Annotated in this window: 15 protein-coding genes; 6 read left to right on the plus strand and 9 right to left on the minus strand. The window is 72.2% G+C overall.

Going from position 1 to position 14,649, the window contains the following annotated elements; translation table 11 throughout:
• Positions 1-2: 2 nt before the first annotated feature.
• Together MM440_RS16525 and MM440_RS16530 are read right to left on the minus strand one after the other, a co-directional pair.
• Positions 3-1,193: an adenosine deaminase gene (locus MM440_RS16525; RefSeq protein WP_241446348.1), complete on the minus strand. Its 1,191-nt coding sequence runs from the start codon at positions 1,191-1,193 to the stop codon at positions 3-5.
• Positions 1,193-1,549, minus strand: a complete 357-nt coding sequence (locus tag MM440_RS16530; RefSeq protein ID WP_241446363.1) for a cupin domain-containing protein — start codon at positions 1,547-1,549, stop codon at positions 1,193-1,195. The genes MM440_RS16525 and MM440_RS16530 overlap by 1 nt, the downstream gene beginning before the upstream one ends.
• Before the next feature lie 97 nt (positions 1,550-1,646).
• On the opposite strand from MM440_RS16530, the gene MM440_RS16535 reads away from it, so the two are divergent.
• Both MM440_RS16535 and MM440_RS17500 read left to right on the plus strand, forming a co-directional pair.
• Positions 1,647-2,657: a hypothetical protein gene (locus MM440_RS16535; protein WP_241446365.1), complete on the plus strand. Its 1,011-nt coding sequence runs from the start codon at positions 1,647-1,649 to the stop codon at positions 2,655-2,657.
• Positions 2,658-2,719: 62 nt separating this feature from the next.
• Positions 2,720-4,228 carry an NAD(P)H-binding protein gene (locus MM440_RS17500; protein ID WP_338155675.1) on the plus strand — a complete coding sequence of 503 codons (1,509 nt, stop codon included), beginning with the start codon at positions 2,720-2,722 and terminating at the stop codon, positions 4,226-4,228.
• A 132-nt stretch (positions 4,229-4,360) separates the two neighbouring features.
• Here MM440_RS17500 and MM440_RS16550 read toward each other — a convergent pair whose 3' ends face one another.
• Complete coding sequence (locus tag MM440_RS16550; protein WP_241446367.1) at positions 4,361-5,572, minus strand: MalY/PatB family protein; 1,212 nt, start codon at positions 5,570-5,572, stop codon at positions 4,361-4,363.
• 112 nt (positions 5,573-5,684) lie between these two features.
• On the opposite strand from MM440_RS16550, the gene MM440_RS16555 reads away from it, so the two are divergent.
• Positions 5,685-6,188, plus strand: a complete 504-nt coding sequence (locus tag MM440_RS16555) for a GNAT family N-acetyltransferase (RefSeq protein ID WP_241446370.1) — start codon at positions 5,685-5,687, stop codon at positions 6,186-6,188.
• A gap of 329 nt (positions 6,189-6,517) precedes the next feature.
• Positions 6,518-6,856 carry a hypothetical protein gene (locus tag MM440_RS16560; protein WP_241446390.1) on the plus strand — a complete coding sequence of 113 codons (339 nt, stop codon included), beginning with the start codon at positions 6,518-6,520 and terminating at the stop codon, positions 6,854-6,856.
• A gap of 45 nt (positions 6,857-6,901) precedes the next feature.
• Here the strand turns inward: MM440_RS16560 and MM440_RS16565 are convergent, their stop codons facing one another.
• Together MM440_RS16565 and MM440_RS16570 are read right to left on the minus strand one after the other, a co-directional pair.
• Entirely contained in the window at positions 6,902-8,203 is a 1,302-nt protein-coding gene (locus MM440_RS16565; protein ID WP_241446403.1) for a thymidine phosphorylase, read from the minus strand.
• A 12-nt stretch (positions 8,204-8,215) separates the two neighbouring features.
• The gene (locus MM440_RS16570) at positions 8,216-8,656 is read right to left on the minus strand and encodes a pilus assembly protein CpaE (protein ID WP_241446405.1); all 441 of its coding nucleotides are present in this window, start codon (positions 8,654-8,656) and stop codon (positions 8,216-8,218) included.
• Between the two features lie 57 nt (positions 8,657-8,713).
• Here MM440_RS16570 and MM440_RS16575 point away from each other — a divergent pair, with 57 nt between their 5' ends.
• Together MM440_RS16575 and MM440_RS16580 are read left to right on the plus strand one after the other, a co-directional pair.
• Entirely contained in the window at positions 8,714-10,108 is a 1,395-nt protein-coding gene (locus MM440_RS16575) for a sigma 54-interacting transcriptional regulator (protein ID WP_241446407.1), read from the plus strand.
• Positions 10,108-12,138 carry a vWA domain-containing protein gene (locus MM440_RS16580; protein ID WP_241446409.1) on the plus strand — a complete coding sequence of 677 codons (2,031 nt, stop codon included), beginning with the start codon at positions 10,108-10,110 and terminating at the stop codon, positions 12,136-12,138. Before MM440_RS16575 ends, MM440_RS16580 begins: the two co-directional genes overlap by 1 nt.
• Positions 12,139-12,148: 10 nt before the next feature.
• On the opposite strand, the gene MM440_RS16585 is transcribed toward MM440_RS16580, so the two are convergent.
• The 4 genes from MM440_RS16585 to MM440_RS16600 form a co-directional block, all read right to left on the minus strand.
• Positions 12,149-12,463 carry a hypothetical protein gene (locus MM440_RS16585; RefSeq protein WP_241446416.1) on the minus strand — a complete coding sequence of 105 codons (315 nt, stop codon included), beginning with the start codon at positions 12,461-12,463 and terminating at the stop codon, positions 12,149-12,151.
• A gap of 143 nt (positions 12,464-12,606) precedes the next feature.
• A complete protein-coding gene (locus MM440_RS16590; RefSeq protein ID WP_241446418.1) occupies positions 12,607-13,266 on the minus strand; it encodes an aspartate/glutamate racemase family protein in 660 nt (219 codons plus the stop codon).
• 83 nt (positions 13,267-13,349) lie between these two features.
• Positions 13,350-13,946: a hypothetical protein gene (locus MM440_RS16595; RefSeq protein ID WP_241446420.1), complete on the minus strand. Its 597-nt coding sequence runs from the start codon at positions 13,944-13,946 to the stop codon at positions 13,350-13,352.
• The gene (locus MM440_RS16600) at positions 13,946-14,635 is read right to left on the minus strand and encodes an MFS transporter (RefSeq protein WP_241446422.1); all 690 of its coding nucleotides are present in this window, start codon (positions 14,633-14,635) and stop codon (positions 13,946-13,948) included. The genes MM440_RS16595 and MM440_RS16600 overlap by 1 nt, the downstream gene beginning before the upstream one ends.
• Positions 14,636-14,649 lie beyond the last annotated feature (14 nt).

Raw genomic sequence — 14,649 nt, forward strand, 5'->3', positions numbered from 1 at the left:
CCCTACCCCACGCCCAGCGCGGCGTAGCCGGGCTTGATCACCCGGTTGATCAGGGTGAGCCGCTCGTCGAAGGGCAGGAAGGCGGACTTCATCGCGTTGATCGTCACCCAGCGCAGGTCCTCGGGCGTCCAGCCGGCGTCGCGCACGAGCAGCGCCATCTCCTTGGTCATGGAGGTGTTGCTCATCAGGCGGTTGTCGCAGTTGAGCGTCACCCGATACTTCAGGGCCTTCAGCAGGCTGATCGGGTGCGCGGCGATCGACGCCGAGGCGCCGGTCTGCACGTTGCTGCTCGGGCACATCTCGAGCGGGATCCGCTTGTCGCGCACCGACGCCGCGAGCCGGCCGAGGCTGACCGCCGTCGGCGCGACGGCGCCGGCGGGCACCTCGGCCACTGCCTCGGCGTAGGGCAGCCCGTCGATCTCCATGTCGTCGACGATGCGCACGCCGTGGCCGAGCCGGTCGGCCCCGCACCAGGTCAGTGCCTCCCAGATCGAGGGCAGCCCGAATGCCTCGCCGGCGTGGATGGTGATGGGGAAGTTCTCCCGGCGGCAGAACTCGAAGGCGTCCAGGTGCCGGCTCGGCGGGAAGCCGTCCTCGGCGCCGGCGATGTCGAAGCCCGCGACCTGGGTGTCGCGGTGGCGCACCGCGAGCTCGGCGATCTCGCGGGACATCGCCGCGTGCCGCATGGCGGTGAGCAGCGAGCGCACCCGGATCGGGTGCCCGGCCTCGCGGGCGTCCTCCATGCCCTCGGCGAAGCCCTCGGTCACCGCGGTCACGACCTCGTCCAGGCTGAGCCCGCGCTCGGTGTGCAGCTCTGGCGCATAACGGATCTCGGCGTAGACCGTGCCCTCGCTCGCGAGGTCGAAGGCACACTCGCGCGCGACCCGGCGCAGGCCCTCCTCGGTCTGCATCACGGCGACGGTGTGGACGAAGGTCTCGAGGTAGCGGACCAGCGAGCCCGAGTCGGCGCTCTCGCGGAACCACGCAGCCAGCTCGACGGGGTCAGTCGTCGGCAGCCCGTCATAGCCGCAGGACTCGGCCAGCTCGACGACCGTGCTCGGGCGCAGACCGCCGTCGAGGTGGTCGTGCAGCTCGACCTTGGGGGCGCGCCGGATCAGCTCGGCCAGCTCGGGCGGCAGGTCGGCCAGGACCTCGTCGGCGGCGTTGGGGACGGCAGTCGTGCGAGGAGTCATCAGGCGTCCTCTCGGTGGACGGTGTCCGGGGTGAAGGCCGGCAGGCAGACGGCGACGTAGTCGGCGCCCTCGGGCCCCGTGGAGTAGCGGATGCGCTCGCCGGCACGGGTGACGACGCTCTGGCCCGCCGCGACGCTCAGGGTGCCACCGTCGTGCTCGACCACCACGGTCCCCCGCAGCACGACCGTGACCTCGTCGAAGTCGGGGCGCTGGAACGGCTCGGTCCAGCCGGGTGGCGCCACCATGTGGGCGACGGACACGGCCTCGTCACCCGTGGAGGCACGGCCGACGTGCTCGTCGATGACCTTGCCGCCGGGGACGGGGATGCGGGTCGGGGAGCTGATGATCCTGGGCACGGCCCGAGCGTAGCGCCCGGCTCTGACAGACCCCCTGCTCCACGCGGCTGCGTGCTGCTCGGAGGGGTCTGTCAGACGTCGGTGGTTGACTCCTCGCATGACGGACAGACTGAGCGAGCAGGGCTACGAGCAGGCCCGGATCTACCTGCTGGAGCAGGCGCGTCCGCTCGAGCGGGCGCTCTACCGTCATGGGATCGGTGCCATCGGGATCCCGGGCGCCTCCGGACCCGACAGCCTTCAGCTGGTGGCGCGAACGCTCGGCGAGTTCCGTTGCGAGGGAGGCGGATTCGGGCGCGCGCTCGAGCCGGACTGTCGGTTCGCGGGGCCCTCGGTCCTGGCCACCTGGACGGCGCTCGGCATCCTGCGCGACCTCGACGTGCGGCTGGACGACGGGTCGCCCCTGGCGTCCCTGCTGCGCGACGCGCTGTCCTACGTCGGCGCGCAGCGCCAGGGCGACGTCTGGCCGCTCCTCCCGCCGGCGGCCGAGGTCGCCCCGCACGCGCCCTGGTGGGACCAGCAGCCCCCCGGCCAGCTGGCGCGCACCTTCGAGGGGTTCACGATCAACCCGACCGCCGATCTCGTCTCCATGGCCTGGCGGTGGCCGGGCTGGCTCGACCCGGTCGATCGCGAGCGGATCACCGAGTCCGCGGTGGCGCGCGTCGAGTCGGGGCCGGCCGCCGGCGCGGTCAACGAGTGGATCTGCGCCGCCGCGCTCGCGACCGAGGCGGCGGTCCCCCGGCCGCTGCGGGACCGCCTGGTCGCCACGTTGACCACTCGGCTGCCCGAGGTGGTCCAACGCACGCCCGCCGACTTTCGGGGCTACGGCCTGAGCCCGCTCGACGTGGCACCCACGCCGCAGTCCCCCTTCGCCGAGGTGCTCGCCGAGCCGCTCGAGACCGCCCTCGCCGCGCTCGTGGCCGCCCAGCAGCCGGACGGGTCGTGGGCACCGACCTGGTCGTGGATGGGCCGCGAGCCCGCCCAGTGGGCGCGCGCCCGGACCGAGTGGTGCGGCGTCCTGACGCTGTCGGCCGTGCGCCGGCTCCACACCTATCGCCGCATCACCCACCCCCGCTTCCCCGAGCAGGGCCACTCGACGACAGGCCGTTAGGGTGGTGACGAACCATCCGTCCACGGGCGAGCGCGCTTGCCCCCGAGCTGGAAGGAATGCCCATGCGCATTGCCATCATCGGCGGCCACGGCAAGGTAGCGATGTTGACCGTCCCCCTCCTGGTGGAGGCGGGTCACGAGGTGACCTCGGTGATCCGCAACCCCGACCACGAGGATGAGGTGGCAGCGACCGGTGCCCACGTGATCGTCGCGGACGTCGAGCACCGCAGCGGACCCGAGCTGGTCGACATCCTGCAGGGCCACGACGTCGTCATCTGGAGCGCCGGAGCGGGCGGGGGCAACCCGGCTCGCACCTACTCGGTCGACCGCGACGCCGCGATCCGGGCGATGAACGCCACGGTGGCGGCCGACGTGCCGCGCTTCATCATGGTCAGCTACTACGGCGCCGGCTTCGACCACGGCTACTCCGAGAAGTCGTCGTTCTACGCCTACGCCCAGGCCAAGGCGGCCGCCGACGACTACCTGCGCGGCACCGGCCTGCACTGGACGATCCTCGGGCCGAGCACGCTCACCGACAAGCCGGGCAGCGGCAAGATCGACGCCAGCGGCACCAAGCCCAAGGGGAAGGTGTCCCGGGCCAACGTCGCTGCGGTCATCGCCGCGACCGTCGAGCACCCCGAGCACGTGCGGGCGCGCACGCTGGAGTTCCACGACGGGCACCAGCCCATCGAGGAGGTCATCACGTCCGGCCCGGTGGCCCCCGAGGAGCCGGACCACGACCTGAGCCGCGACCTCATCCCGGCCGCCCACGAGCACCTGCAGGTGCCGCCGGCCGACGAGCCGCACCCGATGGTCCCCGAGCCCGACGAGGACGCCACGGGCGAGACGGGCCACAGGTCAGCCGCCACCAGCTCCGCGGACGACCAGCCCTCGGGCGGTCCGGTGCCGGCAGAGCCGGTCGACTTCTACGAGGCCACCACCGCCCTGCCGCACTGGCGCCTGCTCAACCGCACGCTCTACCAGCACGTCGACTGCGGCGACTTCGAGAAGGCGCTCGAGTTCGTCCGCCGGGTGGGCGAGCTCGCCGAGGCGGCCGGGCACCACCCCGACATCGACATCCGGTGGTCCCGGGTGCGCCTCGCCCTCACGACGCACGAGATCGGCGACATCAGCAAGCGGGACGTGCAGCTCGGTCAGCAGATCAACGCGGTCGGCGCCGAGCTGGGCTGCACCTGGACCACCGACGGCATCGGCACCTTCGAGCTGGCCATCGACGCGATGGACATCCCGGCGGTGCGTCCGTTCTGGGCGGCGGTGCTCGGCTACGACCTCGACAAGGTGGCGGCCAGGTCCTGGAAGGACGACGAGATCGTCGACCCCGCCAGGTTCAACCCGACCATTTGGTTCCAGCAGATGGACAACCAGCGGCGCCAGCGCAACCGCATCCACGTGGACTTCTTCGTCCCGGCCGACGAGGCCAAGACGCGCATCGAGCACGCGGTGGCTGCGGGCGGCAAGGTGATCTCGGACGCGCACGCGCCGACCTTCTGGGTGCTGGCCGACCCGGAGAAGAACGAGGTGTGCGTCTGCACCTGGCAGGGCCGCGGCTAGCGGCAGGGCCCTGACGGGTCGTCACGCACTGACAGGCTCATCAGGCAGGTGACGGCGGTCGAGCGGCCGGCCGGGGCGTCTCGCCTCGGCCGGCCGCTCGCGCTGGGTCGGCGTCTCGCCTCGCTCGGCGGCTCAGCCGGCGGCCTGGTCGTGCCCGGCCCGTTGCGCCTGCACGGCCTGCACGGTCTTGTCGATCCGGTCCACGGCGTCGACCACGTAGTCCGTGGGACACCCGAGGTTGACCCGGACGTGTCCACGGCCGAGCTCGCCGAAGGTCGTGCCCTTGCCGAGGGCTACCCGCCCGACCCGCAGCAGCGCGTCCGCCGGCTCGTCGCCCAGGTCGTAGGCGCTGAGGTCCAGCCAGGCCAGGTAGCTCGCCGTCGCCGGCAGGATCCGGGCCTGCGGCAGCCGCTCGGCGACCTGCTCCTGCAGGGTGCGGTGGTTCACCGCGAGCAGCTCCCGCAGGGCGTCGAGCCAGTCGTCGCAGTCGGTGAAGGCGGCGCGACCGGCGAGGTCACCCAAGGTGCCGACGTGCCGGTGGATCTCCGGCGACAGCGCTGCGCGGACCCGCGCGAACAGGTCCTTGTCGGCCGTGACCAGGTGCGCCATCTTCAGCCCGGCGAGGTTGAACGACTTGCTCGCCGAGTGGTAGGCCACACCGACCCGACGAGCGGTGTCGCTCACCGTGAGGAAGGGCACGAAGTCGACGCCAGGCAGGGTCAGCGGCGCGTGGATCTCGTCCGCGAGCACGAGCACCCCCTGCCGGTCGGCGAGATCGGCCACGGCGACCAGCTCGTCGCGGGAGAAGGTGTGCCCGAGCGGGTTGTGCGGGCTGCTCATCAGGTAGGCCTTGACCCCGCTCGCGAACGCACGCTCCATCCCCTCCAGGTCCAGGCGGTAGGGCCGCGCGGCGTCGCCGGTCTCCAGCATCGGGACCTCGACCGTGCCGATGCCGTCCTCGGCGGGCCAGGAGAAGAACGGCGGGTAGACCGGGGTGTTGATGACGATCCGATCGCCTGGGGCGAACAGCCCGCGCAGCGTCTCGATCACCCCGGCGGCGACGTCGGCGGTATGGACGACCTGGTGCGGGTCGACCGTCCAGCCCCACCGCCGCTCGCAGAACCCGGCGAACGCCCGCGCCAGCGGCAGCGCCGGAGGCGGGTAGCCGCAGTCACCGAGGTCGATCGCCTCGTGCAGCGCCCGGGCGATGGGCTCGGCCAGCAGACAGTCCATCTCGGCCACCGGCATGGGCAGCACGTCGTCGTCGTAGAACGACCACTTGGCGCTGACCCGGCGGTGCAGGTCCTCGAACGACGGGAACTCGACGGTGGCTGGTGCAGACATGCGGCCAACCCTAACGACGGGCCGCGCCCGGTGCCGTCCCGCCCGCGACGTGGTCCCGCAGCCGGACGAAAACGGCTTGACCGCAGGTCTCCTGCGGCCTTCTCCTGGCGGCATGACGGATCTGACCACCGAGCGCCTCACCCTACGGCCCGCCACGGAGGCGGAGGCGACCCGCATCGTCGACCGCACCCCGGCAGCGACCGACCGCTGGGCGGCCGACTTCCCGTTCGAGGGGGATGTCGTCGGCGCCACGATGTTCCTGCGCGCGTCGAAGGACGACGGCGAGCAGCAACCCTTCGGGTTCTACGTGATCGAACGCCGGGCCGACGGGCGAGCCATCGGCGGGATCGGCTTCAAGGGACGACCGCGCGACGGGGTCGTCGAGATCGGCTACGGGTTGGCGCCGTCGGCGCGAGGCGCGGGATACGCGGCAGAGGCGGTCGGGGCGCTGATCGACCTCGCTCGAGAGCACGGCCTGGTCCGCGTCGTCGCCGACACGGCCCAGGACAACATCGCCTCCCAGCGCACCCTCGCACGAGCCGGCCTGATCCGCGCCGACGAGACGGGCGAGCCGGACGAGACGGTAGACGAGCTCCGCTACCAGATCGACCTCTGATCGCCCACTGGCATCCCGCGTCATCGAGACGAGGACGACAATGGTGGCGACGGGGTCTACGGAGGGGGTGAACGTGCGACGAGTCGGTGCGGTGCTGATCGGGGTCACCCTCGTCGTGTCTGGCTGTGCTGCTGCTCCCGAGGCCTCACCGTCGAGCAGCCCCCGTCCCAGGCAGTGGCGTCTCGAGCGGCATCGCGGTGGCTGGGCCGAGGTTCGACTCGGTGCAGGCGGCGGCTGCGCGGGCCACCCACTCGTTCCGGGGGACGATCGAGTCGATCGCCGGGAGAGCCGTCGACCACGGCGGAAGTGCCGATAGTGCCGGGGTTCCTATGATCTTCTACCGCGTGAAGGTCCTCAAGGCGCTCAAGGGCGGGAAGGTCGGCGACGCGGTGACGGTCGCCTGGATCGACACCGTCGTCGAGGGAGCGACGCCGCTGACGGTGGGCGCGACCTACGAGCGCATGACCGAGCGACTCGACGGCGCGGCCGACCCGGTTGTGGCGCGATTCGCTCCGCTGTACGTCCCCGTCGGTGCGGACCAGAGCGTGCTGCTGGTCAAAGATGGTCGCGTCGAGGCGCACGGGAAGGGCGCCGGCCGGCTTCGCGCCGGCGACAAGACCGCCTCGTCCTGGGATCTCGACACCGTGGAGCAGGTGCTCGCGAGCTGACCGACGGCAGCTCAGCCACCGACGGCGGCTCAGCCACCAGCTCGGTCAGCCATCAACGCGGTCGATGACCAGCGGCAACAGGTCGGGGCGAGAGCCCTCGGGGGCGATGAACCACGCCCCGTCGAGCGCCTCCTCGGCGCGTGCGAAGCGGTCGGGCGTGTCGGTGTGCAGGGTCAGCAACGGGTCACCGCCGCGGACGACGGCACCCGGCTTGGCGTGCAGCTCGACCCCGGCGCCGGCCTGCACCGGGTCCTCCTTGCGGGCTCGCCCGGCCCCGAGACGCCAGGCGGCCACCCCCACGGCGTAGGCGTCGAGCGAGGTCAGCACGCCGTCGGCCTGGGCCCGGACCACGTGCTGGTGCGCGGCGACCGGCAGCGCGGCGTCGGGGTCGCCGCCCTGCGCCGTGATCATCCGGCGCCACACGTCCATGGCGCGCCCGTCACGCAGCGCGTCGGCCGGGTCGACGTCGGTGCGGCCCGCGGCGGCAAGCATCTCGCGCGCGAGGGTGAGGGTGAGCTCTACGACGTCCTCCGGACCGCCGCCGGCGAGGACCTCGACGGACTCGCGGACCTCGAGAGCGTTGCCGGCGGTGAGGCCGAGCGGGGTCTGCATGTTGGTGAGCAGCGCGACGGTCTTCAGACCGGCGTCGGTGCCGAGCGCGACCATGGTCTCGGCCAGCTCGCGGGCCTGGTCGACGTCCTTCATGAACGCGCCGGACCCGACCTTGACGTCGAGCACCAGCGAGCCGGTGCCCTCGGCGATCTTCTTGCTCATGATCGAGGAGGCGATGAGCGGGATTGCCTCGATCGTGCCGGTCACGTCCCGCAGCGCGTAGAGCTTCTTGTCGGCCGGGGCGAGCCCGGACCCGGCCGCGCAGATCACCGCGCCCGGGTCCTCGAGGATCGCCATCATCTGCTCGTTGGTGAGGTCGGCCCGCCAGCCGGGGATCGCCTCGAGCTTGTCGAGCGTGCCGCCGGTGTGCCCGAGGCCGCGCCCGGACAGCTGCGGGACGGCGACCCCGCAGGCGGCGACGAGCGGGGCGAGCGGGAGGGTGATCTTGTCACCGACCCCGCCGGTCGAGTGCTTGTCGGACGTGGGGCGGGAGAGCGAGGAGAAGTCCATCCGCTCGCCGCTGGCGATCATCGCCTGGGTCCAGCGGGAGATCTCGTGCCGGTTCATGCCGTTGAGCAGGATCGCCATCGCGAGGGCCGACATCTGCTCGTCGGCGACGTCGCCGCGGGTGTAGGCGTCGACCACCCAGTCGATCTGGGAGTCGCTCAGCTCCTGCCGATCGCGCTTGGCACGGATGACCTCGATGGCGTCGTGCTGCTGGGGCGTCTGGCTCATGCCCGCATCATGTCAGAGCGGGTCGGGGCCGTCCTCGGAGCCGGAGTCGCTGTGCAACATGTGCAGCACAGCGCGGGCGTAGGCGCACTCGGCGTCGGTGTCGGTGTGGCTGCTGGGCTGGGGATCCACGCCGCCGATCTCGATCGCGACGACCCACTCACCCTGGTCCTGCCACAGGCTGCGGAAGCGGTCGCCGAGCGCGGCGCGCAGCTGCTCCTCGCGCGGGAGCCACAGCACGTCGGTCATCTCGACGCTGTCGAGCGCCCACTCGGTCACGCCGTTGAAGCCGATCTCGCGGCCCTTGGGGAACTCGTGCACCTCGATCGTCATGTCGCTCAGCACGAACACCTGGTCGTCCATGTCGCGCTCGGCCACGATGAACCGATCCCCCGGCGCCGGCTCCCACAGCAGTCCGGCGGAGAGGAGCTCGGTGGCGAGTTCTACGGTCAGCATGTGGCCAGTGTGCCGTAGACCGGTGCGTCACCCAGGTCCGAAAGGTAGGTTGCGCACGTGGCAGACCTCGATCGCACGAGCATCCGCACCCTGGCCGACCTGCGCGCCGCCGGGCACGTCCCCCGCCCGGTCCGCACCGAGATCCGCGAGAACCTGCTGGCCAAGCTGGCCGCCGGCGAGGACCCCTGGCCCGGGCTGCACGGCCTGGACGACACGGTCGTCCCCCAGCTGGAGCGCGCCCTGCTCGCCGGGCACGACGTGATCCTGCTGGGCGAGCGCGGCCAGGGCAAGACCCGGCTGCTGCGCTCGCTGGTGGGCCTGCTCGACGAGTGGACCCCCGTCATCGAGGGGTCCGAGCTGGGCGAGCACCCGCTCGAGCCGATCACGGTCGAGTCGCGGCGCCGGGCGGCCGAGCTGGGCGACGCGCTGCCGGTGGCGTGGCGGCACCGCGACGAGCGCTACGCCGAGAAGCTCGCCACCCCCGACACGAGCGTCGCCGACCTGATCGGTGACGTCGACCCGATGAAGGTCGCCGCCGGGCGCAGCCTCGGCGACCCTGAGACCATCCACTTCGGGCTGATCCCGCGCTCGCACCGCGGCATCGTCGCCATCAACGAGCTGCCCGACCTCGCCGAGCGCATCCAGGTCGCGATGCTGAACGTCATGGAGGAGCGCGACATCCAGGTGCGCGGCTACGTCCTGCGGCTGCCGCTCGACGTGCTCGTCGTCGCGAGCGCGAACCCCGAGGACTACACCAACCGCGGCCGGATCATCACCCCGCTGAAGGACCGGTTCGGCGCCGAGATCCGCACCCACTACCCGCTCGAGATCGCCGACGAGATCGCCGTGATCCGCCAGGAGGCCGAGCTCGTCGCCACCGTGCCGGACGCGCTCGTCGAGATCCTCGCCCGCTTCACCCGCGAGCTGCGCGAGTCCACCGCGGTCGACCAACGGTCAGGTGTGTCAGCGCGATTCGCGATCGCGGGGGCCGAGACGATCGCTGCGGCGGCGCTGCACCGGGCCACGGTCCGGCACGAGGAGCACCCGGTAGCCCGGGTGGTCGACCTGCACACGGCGGTCGACGTCCTCGGCGGCAAGATCGAGTTCGAGGTCGGCGAGGAGGGGCGCGAGCAGGAGATTCTCACCCACCTGCTGCGCACCGCGACCGCCGCCACGGTGCGCGAGCGGATGCGCGGCATCGACTTCGCCCCGCTCATCGAGGCGCTGGACGGCGGGACGCTGGTCACCACCGGAGACCGGGTCGCCGCGGCCGACGTGCTGGCGAGCCTGCCCGACCTCGGCGACAGCACGGTCTACGAGGAGGTCGCGGAGCGTCTCGGCGCCACCGACGAGGGTGAGCGGGCCAGCGCCATGGAGCTGGCGCTCGAGGGGCTCTACCTGGCCCGCAAGGTGGGCAAGGAGTCCGACGGCAGCGAGACGGTCTACGGCTGATGAGCACCCACGACCGGCACCGCTCGCGCTACGGCCCCTACCGTGGGGGCCCGGACCCGCTCGCGCCGCCGGTCGACCTCGCCGAGGCGCTCGACGCGATCTCCGAGGAGGTCATGGCGGGCTACTCCCCCGAGCGCGCGATGCAGGAGTTCCTGCGCCGCGGCGGGCAGCGCCAGAACGGCCTCGACGACCTGGCCTTCCAGGTGTCCGAGAGACGACGAGAGCTGTTGCGGGACAACAGGCTTGACGGCACGCTCGAGCAGGTGCGCGAGCTGCTGGACCAGGCGGTGCTGGCCGAGCGCAAGGCCCTCGCGCGCGACCTCGACGACGACGCGCGGTTCGCCGAGATGCGCATCGAGAACCTCCCGCCGTCGCCGGCCGCGGCGGTCACGGAGCTCTCCGACTACCCGTGGCGCAGCAGCGAGGGTCGCGAGGCCTACGAGCAGATCAAGGACCTGCTCGGCCGGGAGATGCTCGACCAGCGGTTCGCCGGCATGAAGCAGGCGCTCGAGGGGGCGACCGAGGCGGACCGGCAAGCCGTGCAGCAGATGCTCGACGACCTCAACGAGCTGCTCGAGAAGCACCAGCGTGGTGAGGACACCGACGCCGACTTCCAGGAGTTCATGGACCAGCACGGCGACTTCTTCCCCGAGGGGCCGAAGAACGTCGACGAGCTGCTCGACTCGCTGGCGCAGCGGGCCGCGGCCGGTCAGCGGATGCTGAACTCGATGACCCCCGAGCAGCGCGCCGAGCTGATGTCGTTGTCCCAGCAGGCTTTTGGCTCCCCGGCCCTCAACGACGCACTGTCCCGGCTCGACGCGAACCTGCAGGGACTGAGACCGGGCGAGGACTGGTCCGGGTCGTCGGACTTCTCCGGCGACCAGGGCATGGGGCTCGGTGACGGCACCGGAGTGCTGCAGGACCTGGCCGAGCTGGACGCGCTGTCCGAGCAGCTCTCGCAGCAGTACTCAGGCGCCCGGATGGACGACCTCGACCTGGACGCGCTGCGTCGCCAGCTCGGTGACCAGGCAGCGGTCGACGCCCGCACGCTCGCCGAGCTTGAGAAGGCGCTGCGCGAGTCCGGTTATCTGAAGCGGGGATCCGACGGGTCGCTCAAGCTTTCGCCCAAGGCGATGCGCCGCCTCGGCAAGGAGCTGCTGCGCGACGTCGCCTCCCGCATGTCCTCGCGCGAGGGACAGCGCGACGTCCGCTCGTCCGGCCTGGCCGGCGAGCAGTCCGGCGCCACCCGCGAGTGGGCGTTCGGCGACACCCAGCCCTGGGACGTGACCCGATCGATCACCAATGCCATCGTGAGGACCGTTGGTGCGGGCGGGGATCCGAGCGGTGGCGTCCGGCTCGACATCCGCGACGTCGAGGTCGTCGAGACCGAGGCCCGCACCCAGGCGGCCGTCGCGCTGCTCGTCGACACGTCGTTCTCGATGGCGATGGACGGGCGGTGGGTGCCGATGAAGCGCACCGCTCTCGCGCTGCACCAGCTGATCTCGAGCCGGTTCCGCGGCGACCACCTGCAGCTCATCACCTTCGCCCGGCACGCCCAGGTCGTCGACATGGAGGAGCTCACGGGCCTCGAGGCGCAGTGGGACAAGGGCACCAACCTGCACCACGGTCTACTGCTGGCGAACCGGCACTTCCGCAAGCACCCCAGCTCGCAGCCGGTCCTGCTCGTGGTCACCGACGGCGAACCCACCGCGCACCTCGAGCCGGACGGGCAGGCCTACTTCAGCTATCCCCCGCACCCGGTCACCGTCGCGCGGACGGTCGCCGAGCTCGAGACGGCAGGCCGGCTGGGTGCGCAGACGACCTTCTTCCGGCTCGGCGAGGACCCGGGGCTGGCCGGCTTCCTGGACCGGCTGGCGCGGCTCGTCGACGGACGCGTGGTCGCCCCTGAGCTGGACGACCTCGGCGTGGCCGTCGTCGGGTCCTATCTCGGCTCGCGCGGGCCGGGGGCGTTCGGCGGCGGTCACCTCGGCGACTGGTACGGCGGGCGCGGGTTCTGGGCGGACTCCTGAGCGGGGCCGCTCAGTCGCGGTCGGCGAGCAGGTGGGACGAGACGGCCGAGGCGGTCGCGACGCCGACCACCGCCGGCCAGGCGCCGACCTTCTTGGCGAGCGGGTGCGACGCCCCGAAGCCGCCGAGGTAGACCGCCGACAGCGCGGCCGTGGTGATCGGGTCGGTCTTGGCCAGCCAGGTGCGGCCCGCGTAGAGCCCGCACAGCCCGAGCAGCACGCCGCCGAGCGGGCGGATCCCGCTCTCGCGCGCCACGACGAAGCCACCCAGCAGGCCGAGGGCGGCGATCGGTGCGGTCTGGACGTCGGTGGCGGGCTTGAGCGGCATGTCTGCTCCTGGGGGTTCGTGTGCGGGGATTCGCGGGCGGGGGTTTCGTGGGCGGGGGTTTCGTGGGCGGGGTTTCGAGGTGGGGCGTCGAGGTCAGCCCCCACCCTGCCACCTCGACCTGAGTGCTCGCGCCGCGGGGCGGGCTACGGCGAGTCCGGTCGCGCCGAGGAAGGCACGGCGAGCAGCTCGGCCAGGTGCCACGTGGCGAGCCGCGGGCTGCTGAGGACCGGGACGCCCAGGTCCGCGAGGCGAGGCTCCACGGCCGCCATGCTGGCCTGGGCGAGCACGACGACGTCGGCCCGGGTGGCGAGGGCGCGCGCCGCGTCCTCGAGCACCTGCCGGTAGACCTCGTGGTCGCCGGCCGTGAACCACGCCCAGGCGCCGTCGGCCACGGCCAGCTCGATGGTCACCGCCGCACCGGCGCGTGCCGCCTCGTCCTCGAGCAGCAGGCGGGTGGGCTCCAGGGTGGACTCCAGCGCGGCCAGGACGCCGACGCGGGGACCGATGGCCGCTGCGCGCCGGGCCATGGGACGGTCTACTCGAAGGACCGGGACGCCGGGGACCTGGACCTGCTCCGCGAGCGCACCGATCGTTGAGCAGGTGCAGCAGATCGCGTCAGCGCCCTGCTCGACGAGCTCGGCCACCCGCGATCGCACGTCGGCGGCGACCGCAGCGGCGCCCGCGCCGTCACCCTCGACGCCGATCCGCTGTGCCTCGGCGAGCAGCTGCTCGTCGACGACGTGCAGGACCCGGGCGCTCGGCAGCGCGGCGGCCGTCAGCGCCTCGAAGGCCGGGACGTGCACGGGGGACGTGTGCAGAAACCCCACCGTCGGCTGAGCAGGCACAGCCGGGGAGGCTTCCTCGGTCGGCATCACATCACGCCCCATCACGCCCCCTCCCGGCCCGGCTCGAACCGCCAGAACGATGGGACGAGTGCGGACGCGATCGTGACCAGCACCACGACGAGGACGCCACCGACGAGGGTGGTCCACGCGGCGCCGAGCCGGCCGGCGGCGACACCGTGCAGCACGTCGGCCATGCGGGGACCGCCCGCGACCACGACGGTGAAGATGCCCTGCAGCCGCCCGCGGACCTCCTCGGCCGCGGCGCCCTGGAGCATCGAGCTGCGGAAGGCTGCAGACGCCATGTCGGCGGCCCCACCCGCGGCGAGGCAGGCCGCCGCGACCCACAACCACGGCACGGCGCGGCCACCCGCTGGCAGCATCGCCGCCCCCGCGAGGGTGATCGCCAGGCCCCAGGCCACGATGGCGAGCACGACCGCGCGACCGTGACGTCGGGTGCGCGACACCCAGCCGCTGAACACGCCGCCGAGCACCGAGCCGACGGGGATGGCGGCGAAGAGCACGGCGAACGCCAGGCCACCGCCCTGGGGTCCGCCGAAGTCGACGTGCGCGATCTCTGGGAACAGCGCGCGTGGCATCCCGAACAGCATCGCAATGATGTCGACGACGAAGCTCATCATCAGCACCTGGTGTCCCCCAGGTAGCGCACCCCGTCCACCACCGAGCGCAGCCCGGGGGCCCGCACCGCAGCGGACCCATCCCCGCGCAGCACCGGCAGCGGCGGCAGGCGCAGCACGGCCCACAACGTGGTGAGCAGGGAGAGCGCGTCGAGCAGGTAGAGCCACGAGTAGCCGAGCACCGGGATGAGCGCGCCGGCCACGAGCGGACCTGCGATGGCACCCGCCATCATGACCGTCATGTTCAGCGAGTTCGCCGACGGCAGTAGCGAGATCGGCAGGATCGAGGGCAGCAGCGCACTGCGGGTCGGCTGGTTCACGGCGAAGAACGACTGCTGGATCGCGAACAGCCCCAACAGGATCCACGGATTCGTGTTGCCGAGTGCCGCCTGCACCCAGAAGCCGGCACTCGAGACGATGAGGCCGACCGTGGTGATGACCAACAGGGTTCGGCGGTCCATGTGATCGGCGAGCGCACCACCCCAGAGGCCGAAGACGACCAGCGGCACCAGGCCGAAGATGCCGGTCAGGCCCACGTAGGCCGATGACCCGGTGTCCGCGTAGATCTGGGCCGGCACCGCCACGACGGTCAGCTGGGCGCCGATGACAGTGACGATGTTGGCGGTCCACAACCGCCGGAAGTGCGCGTTCTGCAGCGGTCGCGTGTCGGCGAGCAGGCTTCGGACGTTCATCGGGCGCGCGCCGC

This window comes from Arsenicicoccus piscis, from assembly GCF_022568835.1.
GTDB lineage: Bacteria > Actinomycetota > Actinomycetes > Actinomycetales > Dermatophilaceae > Arsenicicoccus > Arsenicicoccus piscis.

Coding starts and splice junctions, on each gene's coding strand:
- MM440_RS16525 (WP_241446348.1), bottom strand. CDS start 1,193: ATGACTCCTCGCACGACTGCCGTCCCCAACGCCGCCGACGAGGTCCTG.
- MM440_RS16535 (WP_241446365.1), top strand. CDS start 1,647: ATGACGGACAGACTGAGCGAGCAGGGCTACGAGCAGGCCCGGATCTAC.
- MM440_RS17500 (WP_338155675.1), top strand. CDS start 2,720: ATGCGCATTGCCATCATCGGCGGCCACGGCAAGGTAGCGATGTTGACC.
- MM440_RS16550 (WP_241446367.1), bottom strand. CDS start 5,572: ATGTCTGCACCAGCCACCGTCGAGTTCCCGTCGTTCGAGGACCTGCAC.
- MM440_RS16555 (WP_241446370.1), top strand. CDS start 5,685: ATGACGGATCTGACCACCGAGCGCCTCACCCTACGGCCCGCCACGGAG.
- MM440_RS16560 (WP_241446390.1), top strand. CDS start 6,518: ATGATCTTCTACCGCGTGAAGGTCCTCAAGGCGCTCAAGGGCGGGAAG.
- MM440_RS16565 (WP_241446403.1), bottom strand. CDS start 8,203: ATGAGCCAGACGCCCCAGCAGCACGACGCCATCGAGGTCATCCGTGCC.
- MM440_RS16570 (WP_241446405.1), bottom strand. CDS start 8,656: ATGCTGACCGTAGAACTCGCCACCGAGCTCCTCTCCGCCGGACTGCTG.
- MM440_RS16580 (WP_241446409.1), top strand. CDS start 10,108: ATGAGCACCCACGACCGGCACCGCTCGCGCTACGGCCCCTACCGTGGG.
- MM440_RS16585 (WP_241446416.1), bottom strand. CDS start 12,463: ATGCCGCTCAAGCCCGCCACCGACGTCCAGACCGCACCGATCGCCGCC.
- MM440_RS16595 (WP_241446420.1), bottom strand. CDS start 13,946: ATGATGAGCTTCGTCGTCGACATCATTGCGATGCTGTTCGGGATGCCA.
- MM440_RS16600 (WP_241446422.1), bottom strand. CDS start 14,635: ATGAACGTCCGAAGCCTGCTCGCCGACACGCGACCGCTGCAGAACGCG.